This window comes from Dictyobacter sp. Z7_2, from assembly GCF_057551105.1.
The window spans coordinates 4,637,202-4,658,237 of the sequence record NZ_BAAJPE010000002.1 but is presented as its reverse complement, the minus strand read 5'-3'; the positions used below and the strand labels follow the sequence as shown (position 1 = coordinate 4,658,237).

The window sequence follows — 21,036 nt, the reverse complement described above, 5'->3', positions numbered from 1 at the left end:
GTGGTCTTGTGCCCGGCGGCCTCGTGACGTATGATCCGTCTCTTTTTGCCATCCAATGCGGCAAGATGAGACGCAAGATTGGTAATGGGAACGTTTCCGTACGTGAACTGGCCGCCGGGCACAAGACCACAATACTTCTCAGTTAGGCAAAGAAAAATATCCTAGAGAGATAGAAAAAGAAGTTCTTTTCTGGCACACTCTTTTTATACCGATATTCCAGTCGCCAGAAAGGAACTTCTTCATGTATAGTTTACGCCATATTGAGGCTCAAGACAAATTGAGTGACCAGCTCAACGGACATCTGTTGCTGTCCTTCTTCCCGCAAGAGATCCTCGATACGTGCTTTGCATCTTTGCTCCCAGCCAAGCAACGCCGCACACGCGTCTTTACTCGAACCCTGTTCTTCCTTCAACTGCTCATGAACGGGCTCTGCCCCGACGAGTCTCAGCACCGGGTGTGGCATGCACTGGCCCATCCCTTTGCCTTGCTGCATCCATCAGAGATCTTCCCATCCCTCTCGACGGGAACGATCAGCTATCAACGGGAACGCTTTGATGCGGACATCCTCCATCGCGTCATGATCGCGTGCTGTCGCCCGCGAGCCCATTGCAGCCGTCACCCCGCCTCCTTTTATCGAGGGCATCGTCTGGTAGCTCTTGATGGGACCAAGTTCAATGTGCCTGATACGGCGGCCAACGTCGAAGCGTTTGGGCGTTCCTCCAACCAGCATGGTGAGGGTCCCTATCCCCAAATTCAAGCGGTGGCACTCATAGAATGTGGAAGTCGTTGCGTGCTTGATGTGGTTCTGGGAACGCACGCGCAGGCCGAGATCCATGCCTTGCCCAAGCTCTTTCCCCACGTGAGATCCGACATGCTCATTCTGGGGGATTGTGGCTTTTTCAGCAGTTGGTTTTTTGAACACGTGCAGGATACGCTCAACGCCCAGGTGATATGTGCACTGAGCAGCACCGTGGGACGTCGCGTCGAGAAACGTCTCAGCGATGGAAGTTATCTGACCACCGTCACCCCCAATCGTCGTGCGAGCAACCATCAGGGGACACGCCCCGTTACGATCCGTGTGATCGAGTATGTGATGACAGATGCCAGATTTGGCACGCCCGGACGATGCTATCGACTGGCAACGACGCTGCTGGATGAACAGGTTTACCCTGCCAGTGAACTCATCGAGATCTACCGTGAACGCTGGGAAGTGGAGACGATGTTGAAAGAAATCAAATCGTCCTTGCGAGAGCAGATCAACGTGCTGCGCTCACGAACGCCTGAGGGGGTAAAGCAAGAGGTGTACGCCCTTTTCCTGGCTCACTATGCGGTGAGCGCGGTGAAATGGGAGGCAGCCGCTCAGCGACAGGTCGATGCGGATCAGATCAGCTTTACGCAGACCAAGCATGCACTCAAAGAAGCAATCAGAGAGAGTCTTCTGGCTGATCCCTCGTGTCAAAGCTGGCTGCTGGACCGCCTCATCCGACACGTGTCCATGCTCACGCTCTTGCCCGCACAGCGTGTCCGCATGAACCGACGGGAGCTCAAGCTGTATTACCAGAAATGGCATCGAAAAAAGCGGGACGTCCCTCCCTATGCGACCTTTGCTCCAGGAGAAAGCTTCCTCGATTTTGTGAAGATCTGGGAGCGACCAGAGGGGGTGGATCCACGTGAACAGGAGTGGAAGAGCAAAAAGCCCTCCCCACCCCAGGAGGTCATCGCATGAGATCCGTTTTCTGACCATCACAATGGTGAACAACAGAAGAAAAGAAACATGTTTAACTGAGAAGTATTGGGCACAAGACCACGGCGCTACTACTCTGTCAAAAGTCATCACGCCGATGCGGTATCGGTGATGTGTGTCCCAAAACAGCTCCGGAAGGCGATGGAGTGAGAGGCTCACCGACGTAGCGGCGCGGCTCCGCCGTGCTGTCTGTGACTCGTTCGACCACGCTCCCCATAGGGTTCCATTGCGTGATCTTTCCACCGTGGATCGTCTCGTCTGCGTTGCTTTCAGATGCGCATGGGACGTGTTCGTGCGTCGAGTGACAGCACGGCGGAGCCGCGCCGCTACGTCGGCGAGCTTGAGTGCCTGGTTCAAGGAGCCATCCTCCTTTGCCACGCAACGTCCTTCTGTGTCTTGACTGAGTACTACGTTGGCGAGCTTGGATGCCAGGCACGTCGCGATCAAGCGAATTGCGAGCAGGTCATTGCTCGCTGGTCACACGACGTTTCGATGACCGTTGACAGAGCGCTACTCTACGTCAATGGCGTCGAGGCCACCGTAGATGGTATACCAGGGTTGGGCACAGGCGCTCAGGGTTTGATTGAGGGATTGCACGTTTTTGACGCCTTGATCGAGCAGCCAGGCTTCAAGAGCGTCCTCGCCATCGTGCACGTAGACAGGGATGCCTCCCTTCCAGGTAGCGCGTCCGCAGAGAACGCCACTAAAGGGAACACCTGCTTCGGCGGCCAGCTCTAGCGTTTCGCGAAAGACGATGTCATCAACGCCGCCGCTCAGGTAGATAAAGGGGAGCTTCGACGCCTGGGCCGCGGCTTGAAAGTGCTCTTTGGCTGCCTGTCGATCATACGCGACGTCGCCGCCCTGATAGGCTCGACTGCCGCTCAGATACGTGACGTTAATCGGCACTTCAACCTTGAGCATGTCGATGCCATAGCGGGGCTTAGAAAATTCTTCGATGGTCTGACGCACGTATGTTGGTTTTAAGCGTGCGAAGTCCAGACTCTGCTCCTGATAGAGATTGTCATAGGCGAGAGGCTCTAAGAAGAAGGGAACGTCGAGCGCCTGACACTCTGCGCCGACGCGTTCGATGAGCGCCTGTTTCGTATCATTAATCGATCCCTCGTCGGACGGATTGTAGTAGAGGAGCACTTTGACGACGTTTGTCCCCGCTTCAACCAGGCGACGAGCACTCCAATGGGGTAGTAAGTGCGGCAGGCGTCCTGGCACAGCGGGATCATAGCCAGTCTCTTCGTAGGAGATCAAAGCACCACTCCCTTTGGCTCGCTCCTCAAGGGCGGGCAGGCCATACTCGGGATCAAGCAGAATCGCGCTGGCATGCTGCGTCAAAATCTGAGCAACTTTGCGCTTGAACGTCGAGATGACTTCGGGCGTGCCACGTCCTGGCGCGAGCTTCTCGATGCTTTTCTTTAGCGAACTGCGCTGATCCATGGCGACGGCGGCGATAATGCCTCGCTCGTTGGCGCAGGCCTGGATATTCTCAAATTTGCCTCGGGTCATCTGTATCATTTTCACAACAAACTTTCTTTTTCAGCACGGAGTCTCAAACAATCAAACAGAGAAACGTATAGATATGCAGTGATTTCAATCACCTATTTTCATGACCTGAACGGTCTGCAATAGCCTCTCGACGCTGGAGAGCTCCAGGCGTCCAGCGCCGATCAGCAAGGTGTTTGCGGCACCGGCCGCAACCCCTAAACGCGTCGCTTGCGCCAGGGATTGTCCACGAGTCAGGCCCGCGACGATGCCTGCCAGCAAGCAATCGCCGCTCCCGGTCGCGCAGACAACGTCGACGTGTGGCGACGTCCAGCCAAAGGAGTGTCCATCCTGGGAGCGTCCAACCACGCCGCTCGCTCCCAATGAGATCACGACGGCTTGCGCACCGCGCTGCTGGAGCTCGTGAGCGGCATCCAACGCCTGAGCAGGCGTGCCGATATCCCATCCCAGGAGCTCGCCCGCCTCAAATTGATTGATTTTCAGCAAGGCTGGCTGCAAGGCCAGGATGCCTGCAACTTGAGGTCCATGCGTATCCAGCAAGACGGGCACGGCCACCCGATTGGCTTGCTGGATGAGTGCAGACAGGCCGTCAGATGGAGTTCCGGGAGGAAAGCTCCCACAAATAATCAGCATGTCGGCGTGCTCGCTGGCCGCTCCGACACGTCTGACGAGGGCCGACCATTCGTCGCCGCTCAGAGGAGATCCTTGCTCATAGATTTCGGTCAGCCGATAATCCTCTTGCGGATCAATCACAGTCAGGCAGGTACGCAGTTCCGAGGCCACGGGCTGCGGGTCAACGGCTATGCCCTCCTGCGCTGCTAAGGCCAGCAATTGCTGTCCCGTGTAGCCACCGATAGGTCCAATCACCTGCGCCGACTCACCAAGCGTCTGGAGAGCACGGGCACAATTAAAGCCCTTGCCTCCAGCCAATGTGAGCACCTCTTTGGCCCGATGGATCTGTCCGACGCGAAATCCTGGCAAGACAATAGTTTTATCCAATGCGGGATTGGGAACAACCGAGATGATCATAACGCTACTGCTCCAGGACGATCACAGCCGTTAGATTGTGCGGTTGATCAGGATTCTGTCCATTGCTGCGCGCACGATAATATCCCAGCATCTGCAGCATCGGCAGATAGAGCACTCCACGCTGCGTTTCGGGCAGGCCCGAGTTAATTACCACCTGATAGTCGCTCTCGGTCTCGCTGACGGCTTGATCGGCGATGATCAATACATGCGCCCCCAGGGCACGCATCTCGCGCACGACGGCCAATTCATAGTCACGAGCGCTATCTGAGAGCAAAGCCACAATCAAAGTATGCTCATTCACCATCGACATCGGACCGTGTCGAAACTCCATGAAGTGGAACGCCTCCGAGATGGACAGAGACATCTCTTTCATCTTGAGATTCGCTTCCGAGGCCAGTCCATATTGCAGGCCAGAGCCAAGAAAATAGAAACGCTCAAACTGTCGATCTCGTCCTAACTGCTCCGCCAGACTGTGATAGGTCGCGATCAAACGCTCGCCCAGTGCCGGTAGCGCTTGCATGGCTTGAAGTTGTCCCTCATGAGCGAGCGCTGCCGCCGCCTGCGAGGCCACCAGCATCGCACTAAATGAGCGCGTCTGCACCACACTCTCCTCCTGTCCGGCGGTGACCACCAGAGCGAGATCGCTCAGCGCAACCAGTTCTGACTCGGGATAACATCCTACCGTGACAACCTCTTGCTCAGGATAGCTTTGCTGGAAGGCAGCTGCCGCTCGGATGGTCTCGGTCGTGTGACCTGAGCGCGAGATGGTAAATAAAAGCGGTCGGCTGCCAGGAGAGAGCACGGTCTCAGGAAATAAGAGTAGTTCCGAGGCTGGCACCGGACGCGCTCGCACGCCAAGCTGTTGCTGAAGCAATGGGGCAACGGCCTGCGAAAGATAATGGGTTGAGCCACAACCAGTCACAATAATCTCGGAAAACTGTCCGGAGACCCAGAGCGCCTTGATTAGATCCCGCTTTGCCTCAACCTCAGCCAGAGCCGCCCGCCAGGCCTCTGGCTGCGTGAGGATCTCATAAAGTGTATGCGTCTCGTAACCCTCAGGAATCGCCACAGTCGCTTCATCAATACCCATGATAGAAATCTCCTTATGATCTCAATGCACATTAGAGCAATCTTACGCGTAGCTATGTGCCGCCCGATGAACAACATTTCCGCCCACCAGCGTCGCTTGAACCTGGATATCTCGATCCCATACCACCAGATCAGCCCGATAGCCAGGAGCCAGATGACCAATCGTACGATCCAGTCCCAGGGATTGGGCAGGCGCGCTGGTCGCCATCGGGAGAACATCGAGAAATGATAGGTTCGTTGCTTTCATCATATTGCGCACCGCCTGATCCATAGTCAGCACGCTGCCCGCCAGACTATGACTGGCTCCGTGTGTCAGATGTACCGCTCCATGCTCAAGCGTCACCACCTGTCCACCCAGATCATACTGACCATCGGGAAGGCCGGTGGCACGCATAGCATCAGTGATCAGGATCGTACGCCCGACTCCTTTGGCCCGCAGCAGGATCTTAAGCACCGCCGGATGCACGTGGATCAGGTCGGCGATGACTTGCGCATAGATCTCATCGCAGCTCAAAATAGCTCCGACCGTCCCCGGATCGCGATGATGCAGGCCTGTCATGCCATTGAATGTATGGCAGGCCTGCGTCAAACCATATCCGACCGCCATCATAACGTCTTCATAGGTCGCAGCCGAATGCCCTACCGCAACCCTGGTGCCACGAGCCACGGCATAGCGTAACAGCTCCAGATTGGCCGCGATCTCGGGCGCAAGGCTGATCAGAGCGATCGTGCCATCCGCAAAGAGTGGCTCGTATTCAAGTGCGTCAGCCGGATGAATATGCTCGACCGGTTGGGCTCCCGGGTGCGCGGTGCTGATGTATGGCCCTTCGAGATGAGCTCCTAGAATACGTGCGCCATCCTGTCCATGCTGCTGGCAGTAGCCAATATTTTTTACGGCGGCCAGCAGTTTTTGCTGACTGGCCGCCATCGTCGTCGGCAAGAAGCTCGTGACGCCATGCGCCGCCACAAACGTCGCGATGCCTGCCAGCGCCTGCGGAGTAGCATCCATTGTGTCGTAGCCATTGCCGCCATGGATATGCACATCGATCAGGCCAGGTGAAACCAGCAATCCCCGAGCATCGACGACCTCGGCATCGGCAGGCACCGTATTGCCAGGGCGTATATCCTTGATATAACCATCCTTCATCAAGAGCATGCGCCCTTCAAGAATTTGACTATCGGAAACGATACGACCATTGATCAATGCGAGTAAGCTCATAATTCCACCCCTCTACTGAGCAGCGACCAGGGCCGCCGCCCCTACTATACCAGCATCCCGTTGTAGACCAGTGACACGAATAGCAGCGGCATCCAGCATGACACGAAAAACGGGAGACTGGACCCTCCAGCGCTCGATACCGGCGCGGATGGCCGCCAGCAACGGACTCTGCTCGCTGGCCAATCCACCGCCGATGACGACAAGTTGCGGATCATAACTCATGACCAACATGTAGATGCCATAGGCCAATTGAGCTCCCGCATCCTGCAAGATCTGGAGGGCCAGCGCATCATTGTGAGCGGCAGCCTCAAAGACATGCTCAGAGCGTAAGCTATCCACTTGATATTCCTGCAAACGCGAGGACTTACCACTCTGGAGCGCTCGCGCAGCCGCCTGTGCCAGCGCAGGACCAGCCGCCAGAGCCTCCAGACATCCCCGAGCTCCACAGCGACAGAGAGGTCCAGTGAGATCAAATACCGCATGCCCGATCTCGCCAGCCATGCCATGAGCACCACGATAAAGGCGTCCATGCAGGATCGCCCGCGCAGCGATCCCCGTCCCCAGGCTCAGATAGAGCATATGCTCCTGACCTCTGCCGACACCGTAGATACTCTCTCCCAGCGCGGCAGCACTCACGTCGTTCTCGATCCAGCAAGGCAGAGACAGCTCCCGCTCAAGCCAATCGCGCACTGGCACATCCCGCCAGCCAAGATTGACCGCCAGCAGACATATCCCATTCACAGGATCGATCATGCCCGGAATCCCTAAACCAATCGCACTGATGCGTTCCGCATCGCTTCCCACCTCGCGGATCACGCGTCGAACGCATTCCGCAATCGAGCGTAGCGTGCTCTCTGACGAGCTCGTATCGGTCGGCAGCACCACACGCCCCAAGACATTCCCTTGCTTGTCCACCACGCCGGCAGCAATCTTCGTCCCCCCCACATCGACACCAACCACCAGAGCGTCATCAGACGGAGCGCGCTCATCAAGCATCTTTTCTTCCCCCCTTCAAAAGAAACTGGCTAGACAGAACATCAAACATGGACACCACGATGCTCACGTCGCGCCTGCTCGGCGGCGAAAACGGTCAGATGCGTCTCCAGCGCTTCTTTCGGACCGGAGAGGATACCCGATGGGTCTCGTTGTGCCACGGCGGTCACAAAGCTTCTCATCAAGGCATAATCGCCGCCCGAATGTCCGCTATCGGATTGCTCGACCTCAAAGGTTTCAGTGGTCTCGGTCAGGAAATCGTAGTGGACAATCTTCTCACCGTTGCCGCGCAGCTCGCCCCGTGTACCAAAGATAATCGTCTCGCGGTCACGTGTCTCGCTGGTGGCAACCATCGTGAAAGAAGCAGTCGCGCCGCTTTCATACTCCAGATTCACGACTTGATGATCCACGACGTCGTTATCACATTCGTAGACACAGCGTCCGTAGGGACCAGTACGGAGCGCCTCCTCAACGCCCGCCTCCGTGAAGTTGGTAGTGATCACATCAAGCGGCCAACCAGTATCTCCCTGGCTCAGGCGCTTCTGATAAAAGCGTTTGGCCGAGTAGGGACAGGATGACTCATAGGCACAATCCAGACAACGCGTCGCTTCACCTGCCTCGATGGGTTTGCGCTCCTTTTTAAAGTGCATCAGTGATCCCGCTGATGCGACCTGCACGCAGCGCTCGCCGATGATGTAGCGAAGCCAATCGATGTCATGACAGGATTTTGCGAGCAGCATAAAGGATGATTGAGCCTCGTTGCGCCAGTTGCCACGGACAAATGAGTGTGCATAATGCCAGAAGCCAACTGGCTCCAGATGCTGAACGCTCACGATATCTCCGATCAGGCCAGAGGAGACTAATCCTTTGAGGCGCTGCGTGTAGCTGGTATAGCGCATCACGTGGCCGACCGCAAAGATGCTTTGAGCGGCTATAACGGCATCGACAATACTCTTGCAGCTTTCTGGATCAGGTGCTATCGGCTTCTCAAGCAGGATGTCGTACCCCTTTTCAGCAAAGGCCACTGCCGGATCACGATGCAGCACATCGGGAGTGGCAATCACCACGGCATCGGCGAATTTTGGTCGCTGCGCCAGATCCTGCCAGGCGGTGACCACATTGTCGGCAGCAATCTGATGGGCGGTCGCCAGTTGAACGCGGAAGAACTCACGCGGGTCCGCGACACCAACCACCTTCACCTCATCTGGATACTTCAACGCATAGCTCGCATACATCTTCCCGCGACTGCCGGCCCCAATGATCAAAACTGTTACAGGCTTCATCTTTTCTCAATCCTTTCCAGAAATCATGCATTTCCACAACACACATGCTAACGACTCATCCATCCACGTGCAAGATCACACGTAGCATCATCCCTTCGTTCCCGTGATAGCAATCCCCTCAATAAAATGCCGTTGGAAGAAGATAAACATCAGGAGCATCGGCCACGATGCGAGAACGGCTCCCGCCATAATAGTTGGGAAGTCGGTACCATGCTCTCCTTGTAGGCTAGCCAGTCCGACCGCCAATGTCAACTTATCGGTTGAGTCGTTGACGACCAGCGGCCAGATCAGATCGTTCCAGGACCACAGGATCGTCAGGATGGCGAGAGCGATCATGGCCGACTTGGCCAACGGCAGAATCACATGCCAGTAGATCTGCAAGTGATTAGCACCATCCAGGCGGGCAGCCTCATCAAGCTCGACGGGAAGCCCCATAAAGAATTGACGCAACAAGAAGGTCCCAAATGAACTAAACAATCCCGGCACGATCAGAGCCTGGAGCGAGTTCAACCAGTGCAGATCACGCATGATCAGATATTGTGGGATCAGAAACACGTAGCTGGGAACCATCAAAACCGAGAGCACCAGCAGAAAGAGAATATTACGACCCGGAAACTCGATCCGCCCAAAGGCATAGGCAGCCAGCGAGCAGAAAAGCAACTGGCCCAGAGTCCGACCGACAGTCATCACGATCGTGTTGAAATAAAAGGTCAGGAATGGAAGCGTGGAGAGCACATTCGCGTAGTTGCTCCACCTCAATGCCGCCGGAAAAAAGATCAGTGGCACATGTGTCGCCTCAGTCAGTGTCTTCACGGAAGTCAATACCATCCAGACGAACGGCACCACAAAAAATAAAGCTCCAATGATCAGGAGAAGATGGATTCCCCACGTCGCTTTCACTGGCGTTCTTCTTACCGGCTTGCGTATCGTTTGACCAATCATAGTATCGCTCCTTGATACACCACCCGTAGCGTCGCACGCTTGCGTGCGATGTCCCAGTAGCTCGTACGAGCCAGATGGATCTCGGCGAGCCACGTACGCCGAGTGGGACATCGCACGCGAGTGTACGTCGCACGGTTAGTTATAATGCACCCAGCGCCTCTGCAATCTGAGCTGGACAATGGTGACAACCAGGATAATCACAAACAACAGGACGGCAATCGCGGATGCGTATCCTTTGTCGCCGACGATAAATGCATGATTATAGAAGAGATAGACAATCGTCTGCGCCTCCTGTTGCGCGGGACTATTTTGACCGATCATCAGATAGACCAGATCAAAGATCTGAAATGCGCCAATCAGCGAGGTCACGGTGACAAAAAAGATGGTTGGGCTTAAGAGCGGCAGGCTAATTTGAAAGAACCTCCTGACTGGTCCGGCCCCATCGATGGAAGCGGCCTCCAGATAGGTAGAGGGTATACCCTGCAAGCCGGCCAGAAAGAGCACCATATTGTTGCCGACGGCTCCCCAGATGGATACCAGAATGATGGCATACAGGGCAGTATGTGGATCGGTCAGCCAGCCTGGTCCCTGAATATGGAAGAACTTCAAAAAATAGTTGATCAAACCATAATCGCCGTTATAGAGCCAGCGCCAGATCACAGCAATCGCGGCGGGCATCGTCACAACGGGCAGAAAATAGAGCGTCCGATAGACGCCAACCCCGCGTATCTTCTGATTGAGCAGCACCGCGGCAAAGAGCGAGACGGAGACACCACCCACCACCGATAAAATCGTGTAGATGAAGGTATTCCATAACGCCTGCCTCAGATCTGAATCGGTGAGCATCTGCTGATAATTAGTCAGGCCAGACCATTTATAACCGCCAAAGAAGCCCCAGCTTGTAAAGCTGAAGTAGAACGTCTGGATCACCGGCCAGAGATAGAAGATAAGCAGGCCGATCATCAAAGGAGCAATCAGTCCATACGCCCAGAGAGCATCTTTCTGCTTCATACTTAGCCGGGGGCGTGGCCGCCTCTTTCTGATCTCAAGAGCTTTAGCATGAGAAGGATTCATCAACTCTATTTTTGCTGTCCCCAAATGGTACCTCCAAATCATTCCTGACGATGCTTTCACAATGGAATACAATCTAACAGGTACTCTCTACCTGCCTGTTTACCTAAACGAGCAGGTAGAAAATATAGATACCTTCTCCTTATTCTTTCGCTAGCAGAGCATTCATCTGCGTTGCCAGCTCTTTCGTACCGGCCTCCATCGTCATCTGTCCCGACCAGACCTTTGTCAGAATCGTCGTCTCCACTGTCTGCCAGGCGGCTGTGTTCTTGGAGACTGGATAGGGCACGGCGTAGGATAGTTCATCGAGGAACGACTGAAGGTGATACTGTGGATAAGCCTTCACCCAGGTATCCTGAGTTCCATTGTACGCGGGAATGACGGCACCAGAAGAGGCTTCGGTATCGGCGGCTTCCTTAGAGCCCAGGTACTTGACAAAAGCCCAGGCTTGCGTCGCATGAGGGGTATTGGCAGAAATTACGTTGCCCAGTCCGTGAATGACGGTAGCGCGTACTTTGCCCTGTGGCAAGACTGACACATCCGCATTGGTCTTGGTGTAGGTATTCGAATTGAACTCGACCGCATCCCAGGAGCCGCCATACATCATCGCGACTTTGCCTGACTCAAAGAGGGTGAGCGGTGTCGTATCGGTCATCTGTGCCTGCGTGGGCGAATACTTTTTCTCGATCAGATTGACCCAGTACTGGAGGCCGCCAATGGTGGCCGCCGAGTCATAGCCCGACTTCTTCTCGTCGCTGGAAATAACGGTCCCACCATTCTGAGGAATCGTGTCATAAAAACCTTCCTGATTGGACATCGGAGCCGCGATCCCCCAGACACCCTTTGAGGCGTTCGTCAGCTTCTTTGCCGCATCTTCGGTCGTCTGCCAGGTCCAGGTGGAGTCGGGGACGCTCACACCAGCCGCCTTAAAGAGCGTCTTGTTATACCAGAGTCCGACAGTATCAAAGTCTTTGGGGAGAGCGTAATGCTTGCCATTGTAGCTGTACAGGTTGACAAGCGAGGCCGGATAATTGCTCATGCTCACATTATCAGCCTTGATATTATCATCGAGGGGAGCGATCACGCCATTAGAAGCGTACGTCTGAAAATTGGGGCCATTCATCCAGAAGACATCATCCAGGCTCCCACCAGTAGCAGCCGTCTGCAACTTGGTCCAGTAGGCCTCCCAGGGCGTCACATCGATCGTGACTTTGATGTGGGGATTCTTTTTCTCGAAATCGTTGACGATAGTCTGCAAGGCGGGCTTCTGATTTTTGTCCCAGATCATATACGTCAGCGTCACATTGCTATCCGAGGAGGAGGAGGAGCCACTACTACCGCAGGCGCTTAGAACAATTGCGAGCAACACGACAATGCAGCTCAGGGAAAAGAGTTTTTTCATACGATACATACTCCTTTGGCCTTGACACGATTGATATTGTGCGTGATACTCTCGCCGATCCAGTTCCAGCCAGCGCGTCAGCACAAAAGCACAGAGAATCACCCAGGTCTTCTTCCTCTATCAAAGCTAAGATAGCTCGCCCGGCAGGGCAGGCGCTGAAAACGTCTGAAAGAGCAGCCCGAATAATTATAAGTAGAGACAAAAATACAGTTCATCGTAGAAGAAGCGCATCCGCACACTGACACGCTCGCTAAATAAAAAAAAAGTTTGAATCCTTCAAAATTGATCAATCAAACGATCATCGTTTCCAGGAATATACCATCGAAATTGATCAATGTCAAGCTCAATCCGTCACAATCGATCACAATTTGACAGAAACGGTCAAAAAAGCTATAATTTTGTCACAATCGATCATGCAAATAGTTGGCAAAGAGGTCAAGGAAGCAAAGCATCGCGCTAAAGATGCTCTTCACATATTCCAGCCAATGGCTCTCGCAGAAACAACCAGGCGTACCGAGCTATGGTTACACCATCTGGATAACGCGGGAATCGAGATATTTATAATCTATGTGACTTTTCAACATAGAGCTAAAGATACTATTGAAGTTTTCATGAAGCTAGTGTAATCTTTAGTTGAAAATTCAGCACAGGCTTATGCGCTTGGCGGAGGGTGAATGCAACTAACAACTGAGAGACTCCAGGAAATTGAGCATATAGTTAAGAAGCGGCAACATATTCGCGTCACGGAGCTCAGTGAGCTCTTAGAAGTCAGCGAACCGACAATCAGACGAGATCTCAAGAAACTCGAGTCCATGGGACGCGTACGCCGTGAGCATGGAGGAGTCAGCGTCGCCGAGAGAGCAGCGGCCGAGCCGCCTATCCTGCAACGTCTCACAGAATCGCTTGCCGAGAAGAACCGCATCGGACACGCCACCGCCGACCTGATCCACGATGGAGAAACGATCTTTCTCGGCTCGGGGACCACCACCCTGGAGGTCGCCCGCTACCTTGACGGCAAAAAGAACCTGACCGTCATCACCAACGCCCTCAACGTCGCGCATCAACTGGAGAGTAACGAAAACGTCACCCTGATCATCACCGGAGGAGTCGTCCGTCACTCGGAGCTCTCGATGATCGGACACATCGTCGAGCAGACCCTGAAAGATCTGCGGGCCGACAAAGCCATCATCTCCATGCGAGCCATCAGCATCCAGGAAGGGCTCACCAACATCGACCCGCTGGAGACCATCACCGACCGCATCATCATCCAATGCGCCCGAGAAGTCATCCTCGTCGCCGACCACACCAAATTCGGTAAAGCCGCCACAGGGATCGTCGCGCCGATTACCGCCGTCCAGCGCATCGTCACCGACCAGCAGACAGATCCCGAGATAGTCACGCAGATCCGCCTGCTGGGCATAGATGTCATTCAAGCATGAAGATTAACGATTAAAACGGCTCCTCCCCTCTCAGGCGAGGGAGCGGGCGCCATACGATCAGGCTGGCTGATTGTCTGCACTTTCGCGCGTCCATCCACCCTCCACGTGTGATACAGGCACATCGAAAGACCGCTCACGTTGGATCGATTCTCGGGTTGCATTACATCGGATAAAGTCGGATACAGCAACGCCATGTTGATGTGCATAGGCGGTTTGATAGCACGCGAGGCAGTTCGTCCTCATAGATAGTAGCTAATACAGCTATGTTTATCGCGTATGATGCTAATCCAGGGAAGGTTACATTTTATGGATACGCAGCTTGTGTTCGTCATTCTTATTATAGGCACAGTTGTTCTGCTCACACTCCTCTTTTTGCTGATCCGTCGCACGGTGGTCGCGACGACCGAAAGATTCTCCTGGCAACGAGATGTATGGCTGGAACACTATCTCTGGGTCAAAGAGAGTTCCAGGGATGGCTATCCTGAAGGATCTAGAAATCGGTATATGCGCAGCGATAATACCGCCAGAACACCAGTTATGCTCACCGCGACTATCTATGAAACGCCTCCTCGTCAACGGATCACTTATTTCTACGAGGTTCAGCGTTGGTTAGACAGTCGGGAACTCTCGTCTGCAGGCAATGAGCGAAGCAATGTCTATTGGCCGCCCTATACTCTCGACGATAGCCATCACGAGCGGGTTCGCAAGACGAAGGAAACGTATCTGGCATGCTTCCAGGACGCTAATGGACAAACGTATAAAAGCAAGCTACCTGAAAGCGAGTGGAGTGCTCTTGATGAACAGTCAACGTATCGACTAAGGGTCACGCTCTATGGAAAGGTCACGCGGATAGTGCCAGAAGCGCGCCAGGAACAGGCGGTTTCATAAAGATGAGAAGGTATAGCGTCCCGCTCGCAGGGCATTCAGGATCACAATCACATCAAAGCCTTCCTGCAACAGAGCGCCAGCGGGCGGACTAATAAAGCCAAAGGCGGCAAAGATCATCGCGACTACGCTCAATCCCATGCCAACCCAGATCCCCTGTCTGGCAACGCGCATCACATGATGTCCCAGGCGGACCGCTCGTACGACACGGAGGATATCGGTTGAAAGCAGAACGGTATCAGCGGCCGAGGCGGCAGCCGTTAAGCCTTGCGTCCCCAATGCCATGCCAACGCTAGCACTGGCCAGTGCAGGAGCATCATTGATGCCATCCCCCACCATCAGCACACGCTGTCCCTGCTGCTCAAGCTCTTTGACAACGCGTACCTTATCCTCCGGCAGGCAGCGTGCAATCACCCGATCCACCTGCGCGATCTTCCCAATCTGCTGCGCCACCACATCACCATCACCGGTCAGCAAGATGGTCTCCTTGATGCCTGCCGCACGCAGGTCCGCCGAGAGGAGTGCCAATTCTGGGCGTGGGACATCTTCAAGCACCAGGATACCTTCGACCTGTTTCTCCACAGCGATGAAGCTACAGATTTGTCCCAGTTCGACGCGCCTCTCACGCTCGGCGAGCAGGTCCGCCGGGACGATAATCTCCAGATGCTTCATGAATGTACGATTGCCCACCGCAACCTCCACATCCTCCATCGCATCTTGCGGCTCCTCCCCGTTACCGAGCAGCGGTACACGTCCATGCACGCCCTTGCCAAAGACCTCCTCGAAAGCGCTGGCGGAACTAAGAGATAACCCTCGCTCCAGAGCAGCCTCAACGACGGAACGTGCCAGAATATGGGCCGAAAGCTGCTCCACAGAGGCAGCGAAACGTAGCAATGCATTTTCATCATATGTGCTGGAACCGTGCTGCGTGGTAGCCGGAGCAGCGATCATCCCATCGTCGGTGGGCTCATGAGCTTGCGCCAGCACAATCGTCGTCACTTTGGGGACGCCCAAAGTGAGCGTACCTGTCTTGTCAAAGACGGCAACCGTCACTTCTCCCAGTTGCTCGATGGCTCCACCGCTCTTGATGATGATGCCGTTACGCGTCGCCAGATCGATGCCGGATATAATGGCTATCGGAGTCGCCAGGATTAAGGGACAGGGAGATGCTACGACAAGTACCGCCAGCGCATAGATGCTATCCCCCGAGAGAAACCAGGTCAGGCCAGCCAATCCCACTGTCAACAGGGTAAAGCCGACACTGTAACGATCGGCCAGACGATGAATCGGAGCCTTCTGCGTCTGAGCTTCCTCTACCAGATGTACAATCTGCGCATATTTACTCTCCGCGCTGCGTTTGCTGGCGCGAACGTTCAGAACACCATCCAGATCCACGCTCCCAGACAAAACAAGCATGCCAGGAGCTTTCCGCACAGGCACAGGCTCACCTGTCAGATCCGCCTCGCTCAGACTGGCCGAACCAGCAGTCACGACCCCATCAACCGGGATCAGTTCGCCTGGTTTGACCACGATCTCCATCCCAACCTCAACCTGATCGGCCAGGATGTTGATAAGCTCATCTCCGTGCCAGATATGCGCCACACGCGGAGCACGTTCCGCCAAAGCCGAGAGCGACGAACGTGCACGCGAGAGAGCATACACCTCCAATGCTTCACCCCCCGACAACATCAGGACCACAAGCGCACCCGCCAGATATTGTCCCAGCACTACCGACCCGGCAATCGCCAGAATGGCGATGATATCAACTCCCAACTCCCTGCGCCACAACTGCTGCACAGTTCTCCAGAGCAACGGAATCCCACCCAAAAGCACCACCAGAAGCAACGTCCAATTAGCCAGCACCCCGTACCTGGCCAGCCAGCATCCAAGGCTCACCAGCATCAATGCCACCGTCCCGCTCGGAATCGGATAGTCTTTCACGATCGACCCTAAGCGCCCGAGCCAACTCTGCGGCGGTCTATCAGGAGTTGCACTCACAGAGGTATGCTCGTCTTCAGGCATTGGTGATTGCGTAGCCGGAATCGTCAAAAGGTCCATACGTTGTTTATCTGGCATGATGTATCCCCCTCGTTTTGCCTCTTATCACCATCAAAATAGTTCAGCCATGATTATTTATCCTATTCTATTTTTTGCAAAATAGCGCTGTTATCAATTTATTCTACCCATAATACAAGTCTCTTACCCAGTATAGCTGACACATCGCACAAACTTATCTCAGCTGAGACCTGCGCCATCACAAAAAGGAGGCCATAAGCGATTGAAAGTGACAAATTCATCCGCAAATACATGACAGGTGAGGGCTATCCTGCATATCGAAGCTCGCACGTTAAGCCTCTCAAAAAAGTTTCAGGCTCCATCTTTTTACATGAAAGAAATAACACAAAATATGATTAGATATGTAAAATAGTACAGTTATCTGGACTACAGAGTAAGTCTTCTGTTATACTCATTCTGTAATTGCATACACAGGCCAAATTGCCCAAAAAGTAAGAGGGGCACTATTTTATCCACATTTTCTCTTTTTATCAAACACGCCACATTTCAGGAGAAGAGATGACACGTTTCCAGTACGCAATAGGCGCCTCGATACTGGTTAGTGTATTGGTGCTAGGCCTCATAGCCCTCAACACAAACCATCTTTTTCAGGCTCATGCAAGTGACGAGACAATCTCAGTCTGGCTCACTACACCCGATCAACAAAAGCTACTGGCCAAGCAGAGCGATCTCACCTTTGGGACAAGTAGCTCTGGTGGCAATACGATCACAATCGACGACGCAACCACCTATCAACAGATGTCAGGCTTCGGAGCCTCGATGACCGACTCCTCGGCCTATCTCATTTACAACAAGATGAGCGAGACCCAACGCACTACCCTGATGAACAATCTCTTCAACGCGAGCAGCGGCATTGGACTCGATTTTCTGCGCCAACCCATTGGAGCTTCCGATCTCGCGCTCAACGAATACACCTATGACGACGTTCCAGCAGGTCAGACAGATCCTACGCTGGCCCAATTTTCTATCCAACACGACGCCACCTATTTAATCCCGGTACTCAAGCAAGCCGTGCAGATCAATCCCCACATCACGATTATGGGAACGCCCTGGAGTCCACCCGCCTGGATGAAATCAAACGACCAGCTCGACAGCGGGGGAACGTTGAACAGCAGCGCGTATGCCGCCTATGCACAATATTTTGTCGATTACATCAAAGCCTATCAATCTCAAGGCATCCCTATTTACGGCATCTCGCCACAGAACGAGCCCTACAACAGCAACGCCATGCCAACCTTGAGCTTTCCTCCGGATGATGAGGCCACCTTTATCGCCAACAATCTGGGACCGGCATTAGAGCAAGCTGGACTCACGACCAAAATTATGGCCTTTGATCATAACTGGGATATTGCAGATTATCCAACCACCGTCTTGAATAATGCGACCGCCAAAAATTATACGGCGGCCACCGCCTGGCACTGCTATGGCGGTGATGCAAGCGCGATGACGACCTTCCACAACGCCTTTCCAACCAAGGATATCTATGAGACAGAGTGCTCGGACGGTACCTGGGTCGGCGCGAATTGGCCCGATGGCTTTCAGGATACGATGCAGCTCCTGATCGATTCGACGCGTAACTGGAGCAAGAGTGTGGTGCGCTGGGGCATGGCCCTGGATACCAATAACGGTCCCTATCTCAACACCCCTGGGTCATGCGCCACCTGTCGTGGAGTAGTCACCGTCGATCAGGGTACAGGAGACGTCACCTATAACTCCGATTATTATGCGCTCGGACAGGCCAGCAAATTTGTCACACCCGGAGCCTATCGCATCGACTCAAACTCCTTTGGAGCTGGCAATCTTGAAGACGTTGCCTTCAAAAACGCTGACGGCTCAAAAGTGCTCGTCGCCTATAACTCCGGATCAGGTAGCAATACCTTCCAGGTGAACTGGAACAACGAGACTTTCTCCTATACACTGCCAGCCGGAGCTGCCGCCACGTTCGAATGGTCGCTTCCCACTGCCAGCACACCCACAGTCACACCGACATCTACACCTACAATGGACATATCACCAACAGTGACGCCTACATCCACAGCTACGCCAACGCCCACACCTACAGCTACTCCTACTCCGACACCTACAGCCACGCCAACTTCAACTCCTACGCTCACACCTACGGTGACTGCATCACCCACGCCCACACCTACGCCGCCGACACCACCTGGTACGATATTACACCCATCGCCCGGCGTCTACTACAATATTATGAATAAGAACAGTGGCAAGGCACTCGACGTCATGGATCAATCAATGGACAATCGTGCCCAAATCCAACAATGGACGCTCGTCGACGGTCAGGCTAACCAGGAGTGGATGTTTGTCCCAGCCGGCCACGAAACCTACTATATCGTGAATAAGAATAGTGGTAAAGTCCTCGACGATACCGACTGGTCGAGACGTACTGGCACGGTCATGCAGCAATGGAGCAAGTATGGCAGACAGAAGAACCAGCAATGGTCACTCGTGCCGACTGGAGATGGCTACTTCTCTATTGAGAATCGCTACAGTCACGATGTGCTCGATGCCACCGATATGTCGGTCGAAGATGGAGCCTTGATTCAGCAATGGACCAAGGTCGGTCATCAAGCAAATCAAGAATGGAAACTGCAACCAGCCGATAGCAACTAGGGCAGAGCTGGCTTGATCCGTTCGCTCACGGTGCCCTCAGCGGCGACTTGACCGCCACTAATATGAGCAGCAGAGGAGGCGTTTTTGTAGACTCGCGAGCCTACAAAAACGCCTCTACCTTCCATTCAGCGCTGCCACAAATGGCATTCGCACGATGAAATGTTATGTCAGGCTTGATGTGGCAACAAACCATTTGCCGCCGATTCCCTCTCCATTGGTTTGTCCGGCAGCGGAATCGCCCGCGTAGGTGTAGAGAAAATGGCCATTATACTGGATCTGCTGGCCGTTCGCGTCGGATACAACAGTCAGCTTGCCCGATAAACCAGCAACGCTGGCTGGCTGACCAGAACCTGCCGCCAGTAACGGAGGCCAGGTCCCCGTACAACCACTCCCGCAGGCGCTGGTCGTCTTGGTATCAGGAGTAAAGTAGTAAAGAGTCATTCCCTTAGCATCCGTCAGGATCGTAGCACTCTTGCCACTCACGGTCCCGCTGGCCGTCTTGACAGAAGATGAGCCCGATGTGCTGGCACTTGTGGTCGGCGTCGCTTTTGAGCCATTTCCATACGAATATGAGCCTGAAGAATCAGTGGTCGGTGTGGCTGCTGTTGTGGTGCTATTGATGGTCGGCGTGCCCACAGTCGACGTCTCGCCACAGGCTGCCAGCACAAATATAAAAAGAACGAAAATCCCGATGAGTGTGGATGTTCTTAACATTTTCAAGATGTATTCCCTCCCAAGAGAATCAATGCAGTATTCATTTAACTACATGTTCATACGTCGGCAAGTTACACACTTTGATGATCCTCGTCCAGGTCTAGCAGCGGGAGCCCTGTCTGGGCGATGACATAGCCGGTAAATTGTGTCATCCAGCGATCGTACCCATTAATGTCCATCGCGGGATCAGGCTTGATAAAAGGTAGTGAAGCAAACCAGTACCAGCGCACTCGGCGATCATCATCTCCTACCAGTTCATAGAGGCAGGGCTTAGGATGTCCAGGCCATAGACGTAAGCCTTGATAACGCCTGAATTGCCGAGCATCTCGCCAGTTCATACGCCACTTGCTCAAGCCAATCTGCAAGGCCATACCATCTGGCAAGATTTCTAGTTGCCGCAAATGTCGCTTACGAGCCAATGCGACATCGATGATTGCTTGCAGAAGTGCTATTACAAGTGCGGAAAGAAGAACAAACCACAAATAGAGACCAGTTTGCCTGAAGACTACTTCAGGTACGAGGAAGCTAATAATAGCGATGGGTACAAAACGGAGTATGAAGAACTGTGGCCGATTGGTCCCAAGAAGTAATTTTCCGGGTTGTGGGGAAGTAGCACTTGATATGGGTTGGATCTTAGCACGAAAACGATCTGGATCTTTTTCGCTTAGCAGGAGCATTGGTTGCAACCGTTTCCAATAACGCTGGATAGTCAAGAGAGCCCAGAGTGAATAGAGTGTATCTATCAAGATCAGCGTTCCTACTAAAAATGGAAAGCCGCGCAAGAAATTTGAAAGATCGCCAGATGTTTCATCTAATCTATAAAAAGGTTCTCCAGTTAAACTAATAACAATCAAAGCGATCGCGCATCCCCCTCTCAACCCAAAACTCCAATACTGTTTCCAAGCAGGATTAAGTGAATTGCTTGTCCTTATATTTGTATTACCCAATAGAGACTCCCAAATAAATATATACAGTGAGAAAAATATATACAGCGTTTCTTAGAA

The 21,036-nt window shown here is 53.6% G+C and carries 17 protein-coding genes; 4 read left to right on the top strand and 13 right to left on the bottom strand.

Annotation, left to right across the window (positions count from 1 at the left end):
- Positions 1-241 precede the first annotated feature (241 nt).
- Positions 242-1,726, top strand: coding sequence for an IS4 family transposase (locus AC27N8_RS32875; RefSeq protein ID WP_487064900.1), 1,485 nt, complete (start codon positions 242-244; stop codon positions 1,724-1,726).
- Positions 1,727-1,823: 97 nt separating this feature from the next.
- On the opposite strand, the gene AC27N8_RS32870 is transcribed toward AC27N8_RS32875, so the two are convergent.
- The 10 genes from AC27N8_RS32870 to AC27N8_RS32825 all read right to left on the bottom strand — a co-directional run bounded on the left by AC27N8_RS32870 (position 1,824) and on the right by AC27N8_RS32825 (position 12,287).
- A complete protein-coding gene (locus AC27N8_RS32870; RefSeq protein ID WP_487073502.1) occupies positions 1,824-2,126 on the bottom strand; it encodes a hypothetical protein in 303 nt (100 codons plus the stop codon).
- Between the two features lie 128 nt (positions 2,127-2,254).
- Complete coding sequence (locus AC27N8_RS32865; protein WP_487073500.1) at positions 2,255-3,277, bottom strand: tagatose 1,6-diphosphate aldolase; 1,023 nt, start codon at positions 3,275-3,277, stop codon at positions 2,255-2,257.
- A gap of 69 nt (positions 3,278-3,346) precedes the next feature.
- Positions 3,347-4,288 carry a 1-phosphofructokinase family hexose kinase gene (locus tag AC27N8_RS32860; protein ID WP_487073498.1) on the bottom strand — a complete coding sequence of 314 codons (942 nt, stop codon included), beginning with the start codon at positions 4,286-4,288 and terminating at the stop codon, positions 3,347-3,349.
- 4 nt (positions 4,289-4,292) lie between these two features.
- A complete protein-coding gene (locus AC27N8_RS32855; protein WP_487073496.1) occupies positions 4,293-5,378 on the bottom strand; it encodes an SIS domain-containing protein in 1,086 nt (361 codons plus the stop codon).
- Positions 5,379-5,420: 42 nt separating this feature from the next.
- Positions 5,421-6,596, bottom strand: a complete 1,176-nt coding sequence (nagA, locus tag AC27N8_RS32850; RefSeq protein ID WP_487073494.1) for an N-acetylglucosamine-6-phosphate deacetylase — start codon at positions 6,594-6,596, stop codon at positions 5,421-5,423.
- Between the two features lie 12 nt (positions 6,597-6,608).
- Positions 6,609-7,592, bottom strand: coding sequence for an ROK family protein (locus AC27N8_RS32845; protein ID WP_487073492.1), 984 nt, complete (start codon positions 7,590-7,592; stop codon positions 6,609-6,611).
- A 41-nt stretch (positions 7,593-7,633) separates the two neighbouring features.
- A complete protein-coding gene (locus tag AC27N8_RS32840; RefSeq protein ID WP_487073490.1) occupies positions 7,634-8,872 on the bottom strand; it encodes a Gfo/Idh/MocA family protein in 1,239 nt (412 codons plus the stop codon).
- Positions 8,873-8,959: 87 nt separating this feature from the next.
- Positions 8,960-9,814 (bottom strand): carbohydrate ABC transporter permease, encoded by an 855-nt coding sequence (locus tag AC27N8_RS32835; protein ID WP_487073488.1) that lies wholly within the window; start codon positions 9,812-9,814, stop codon positions 8,960-8,962.
- A gap of 135 nt (positions 9,815-9,949) precedes the next feature.
- Positions 9,950-10,825 carry a carbohydrate ABC transporter permease gene (locus AC27N8_RS32830; protein ID WP_487074800.1) on the bottom strand — a complete coding sequence of 292 codons (876 nt, stop codon included), beginning with the start codon at positions 10,823-10,825 and terminating at the stop codon, positions 9,950-9,952.
- Positions 10,826-11,027: 202 nt separating this feature from the next.
- Positions 11,028-12,287, bottom strand: coding sequence for an ABC transporter substrate-binding protein (locus tag AC27N8_RS32825; RefSeq protein ID WP_487073486.1), 1,260 nt, complete (start codon positions 12,285-12,287; stop codon positions 11,028-11,030).
- Positions 12,288-12,961: 674 nt separating this feature from the next.
- Between AC27N8_RS32825 and AC27N8_RS32820 the strand changes: the two genes are divergently transcribed.
- Complete coding sequence (locus tag AC27N8_RS32820; protein ID WP_487073484.1) at positions 12,962-13,726, top strand: DeoR/GlpR family DNA-binding transcription regulator; 765 nt, start codon at positions 12,962-12,964, stop codon at positions 13,724-13,726.
- A gap of 306 nt (positions 13,727-14,032) precedes the next feature.
- Positions 14,033-14,614 carry a hypothetical protein gene (locus tag AC27N8_RS32815; protein WP_487073482.1) on the top strand — a complete coding sequence of 194 codons (582 nt, stop codon included), beginning with the start codon at positions 14,033-14,035 and terminating at the stop codon, positions 14,612-14,614.
- Here AC27N8_RS32815 and AC27N8_RS32810 read toward each other — a convergent pair.
- Positions 14,609-16,687, bottom strand: coding sequence for a heavy metal translocating P-type ATPase (locus AC27N8_RS32810; RefSeq protein ID WP_487073480.1), 2,079 nt, complete (start codon positions 16,685-16,687; stop codon positions 14,609-14,611). The genes AC27N8_RS32815 and AC27N8_RS32810 overlap by 6 nt on opposite strands.
- 498 nt (positions 16,688-17,185) lie before the next feature.
- On the opposite strand from AC27N8_RS32810, the gene AC27N8_RS32805 reads away from it, so the two are divergent.
- Positions 17,186-19,318 (top strand): RICIN domain-containing protein, encoded by a 2,133-nt coding sequence (locus AC27N8_RS32805; RefSeq protein WP_487073478.1) that lies wholly within the window; start codon positions 17,186-17,188, stop codon positions 19,316-19,318.
- Between the two features lie 162 nt (positions 19,319-19,480).
- On the opposite strand, the gene AC27N8_RS32800 is transcribed toward AC27N8_RS32805, so the two are convergent.
- Together AC27N8_RS32800 and AC27N8_RS32795 are read right to left on the bottom strand one after the other, a co-directional pair.
- Complete coding sequence (locus AC27N8_RS32800; protein ID WP_487073476.1) at positions 19,481-20,032, bottom strand: COG4315 family predicted lipoprotein; 552 nt, start codon at positions 20,030-20,032, stop codon at positions 19,481-19,483.
- A 71-nt stretch (positions 20,033-20,103) separates the two neighbouring features.
- Positions 20,104-20,886, bottom strand: coding sequence for a hypothetical protein (locus AC27N8_RS32795; protein ID WP_487073474.1), 783 nt, complete (start codon positions 20,884-20,886; stop codon positions 20,104-20,106).
- Between the last annotated feature and the right edge of the window lie 150 nt (positions 20,887-21,036).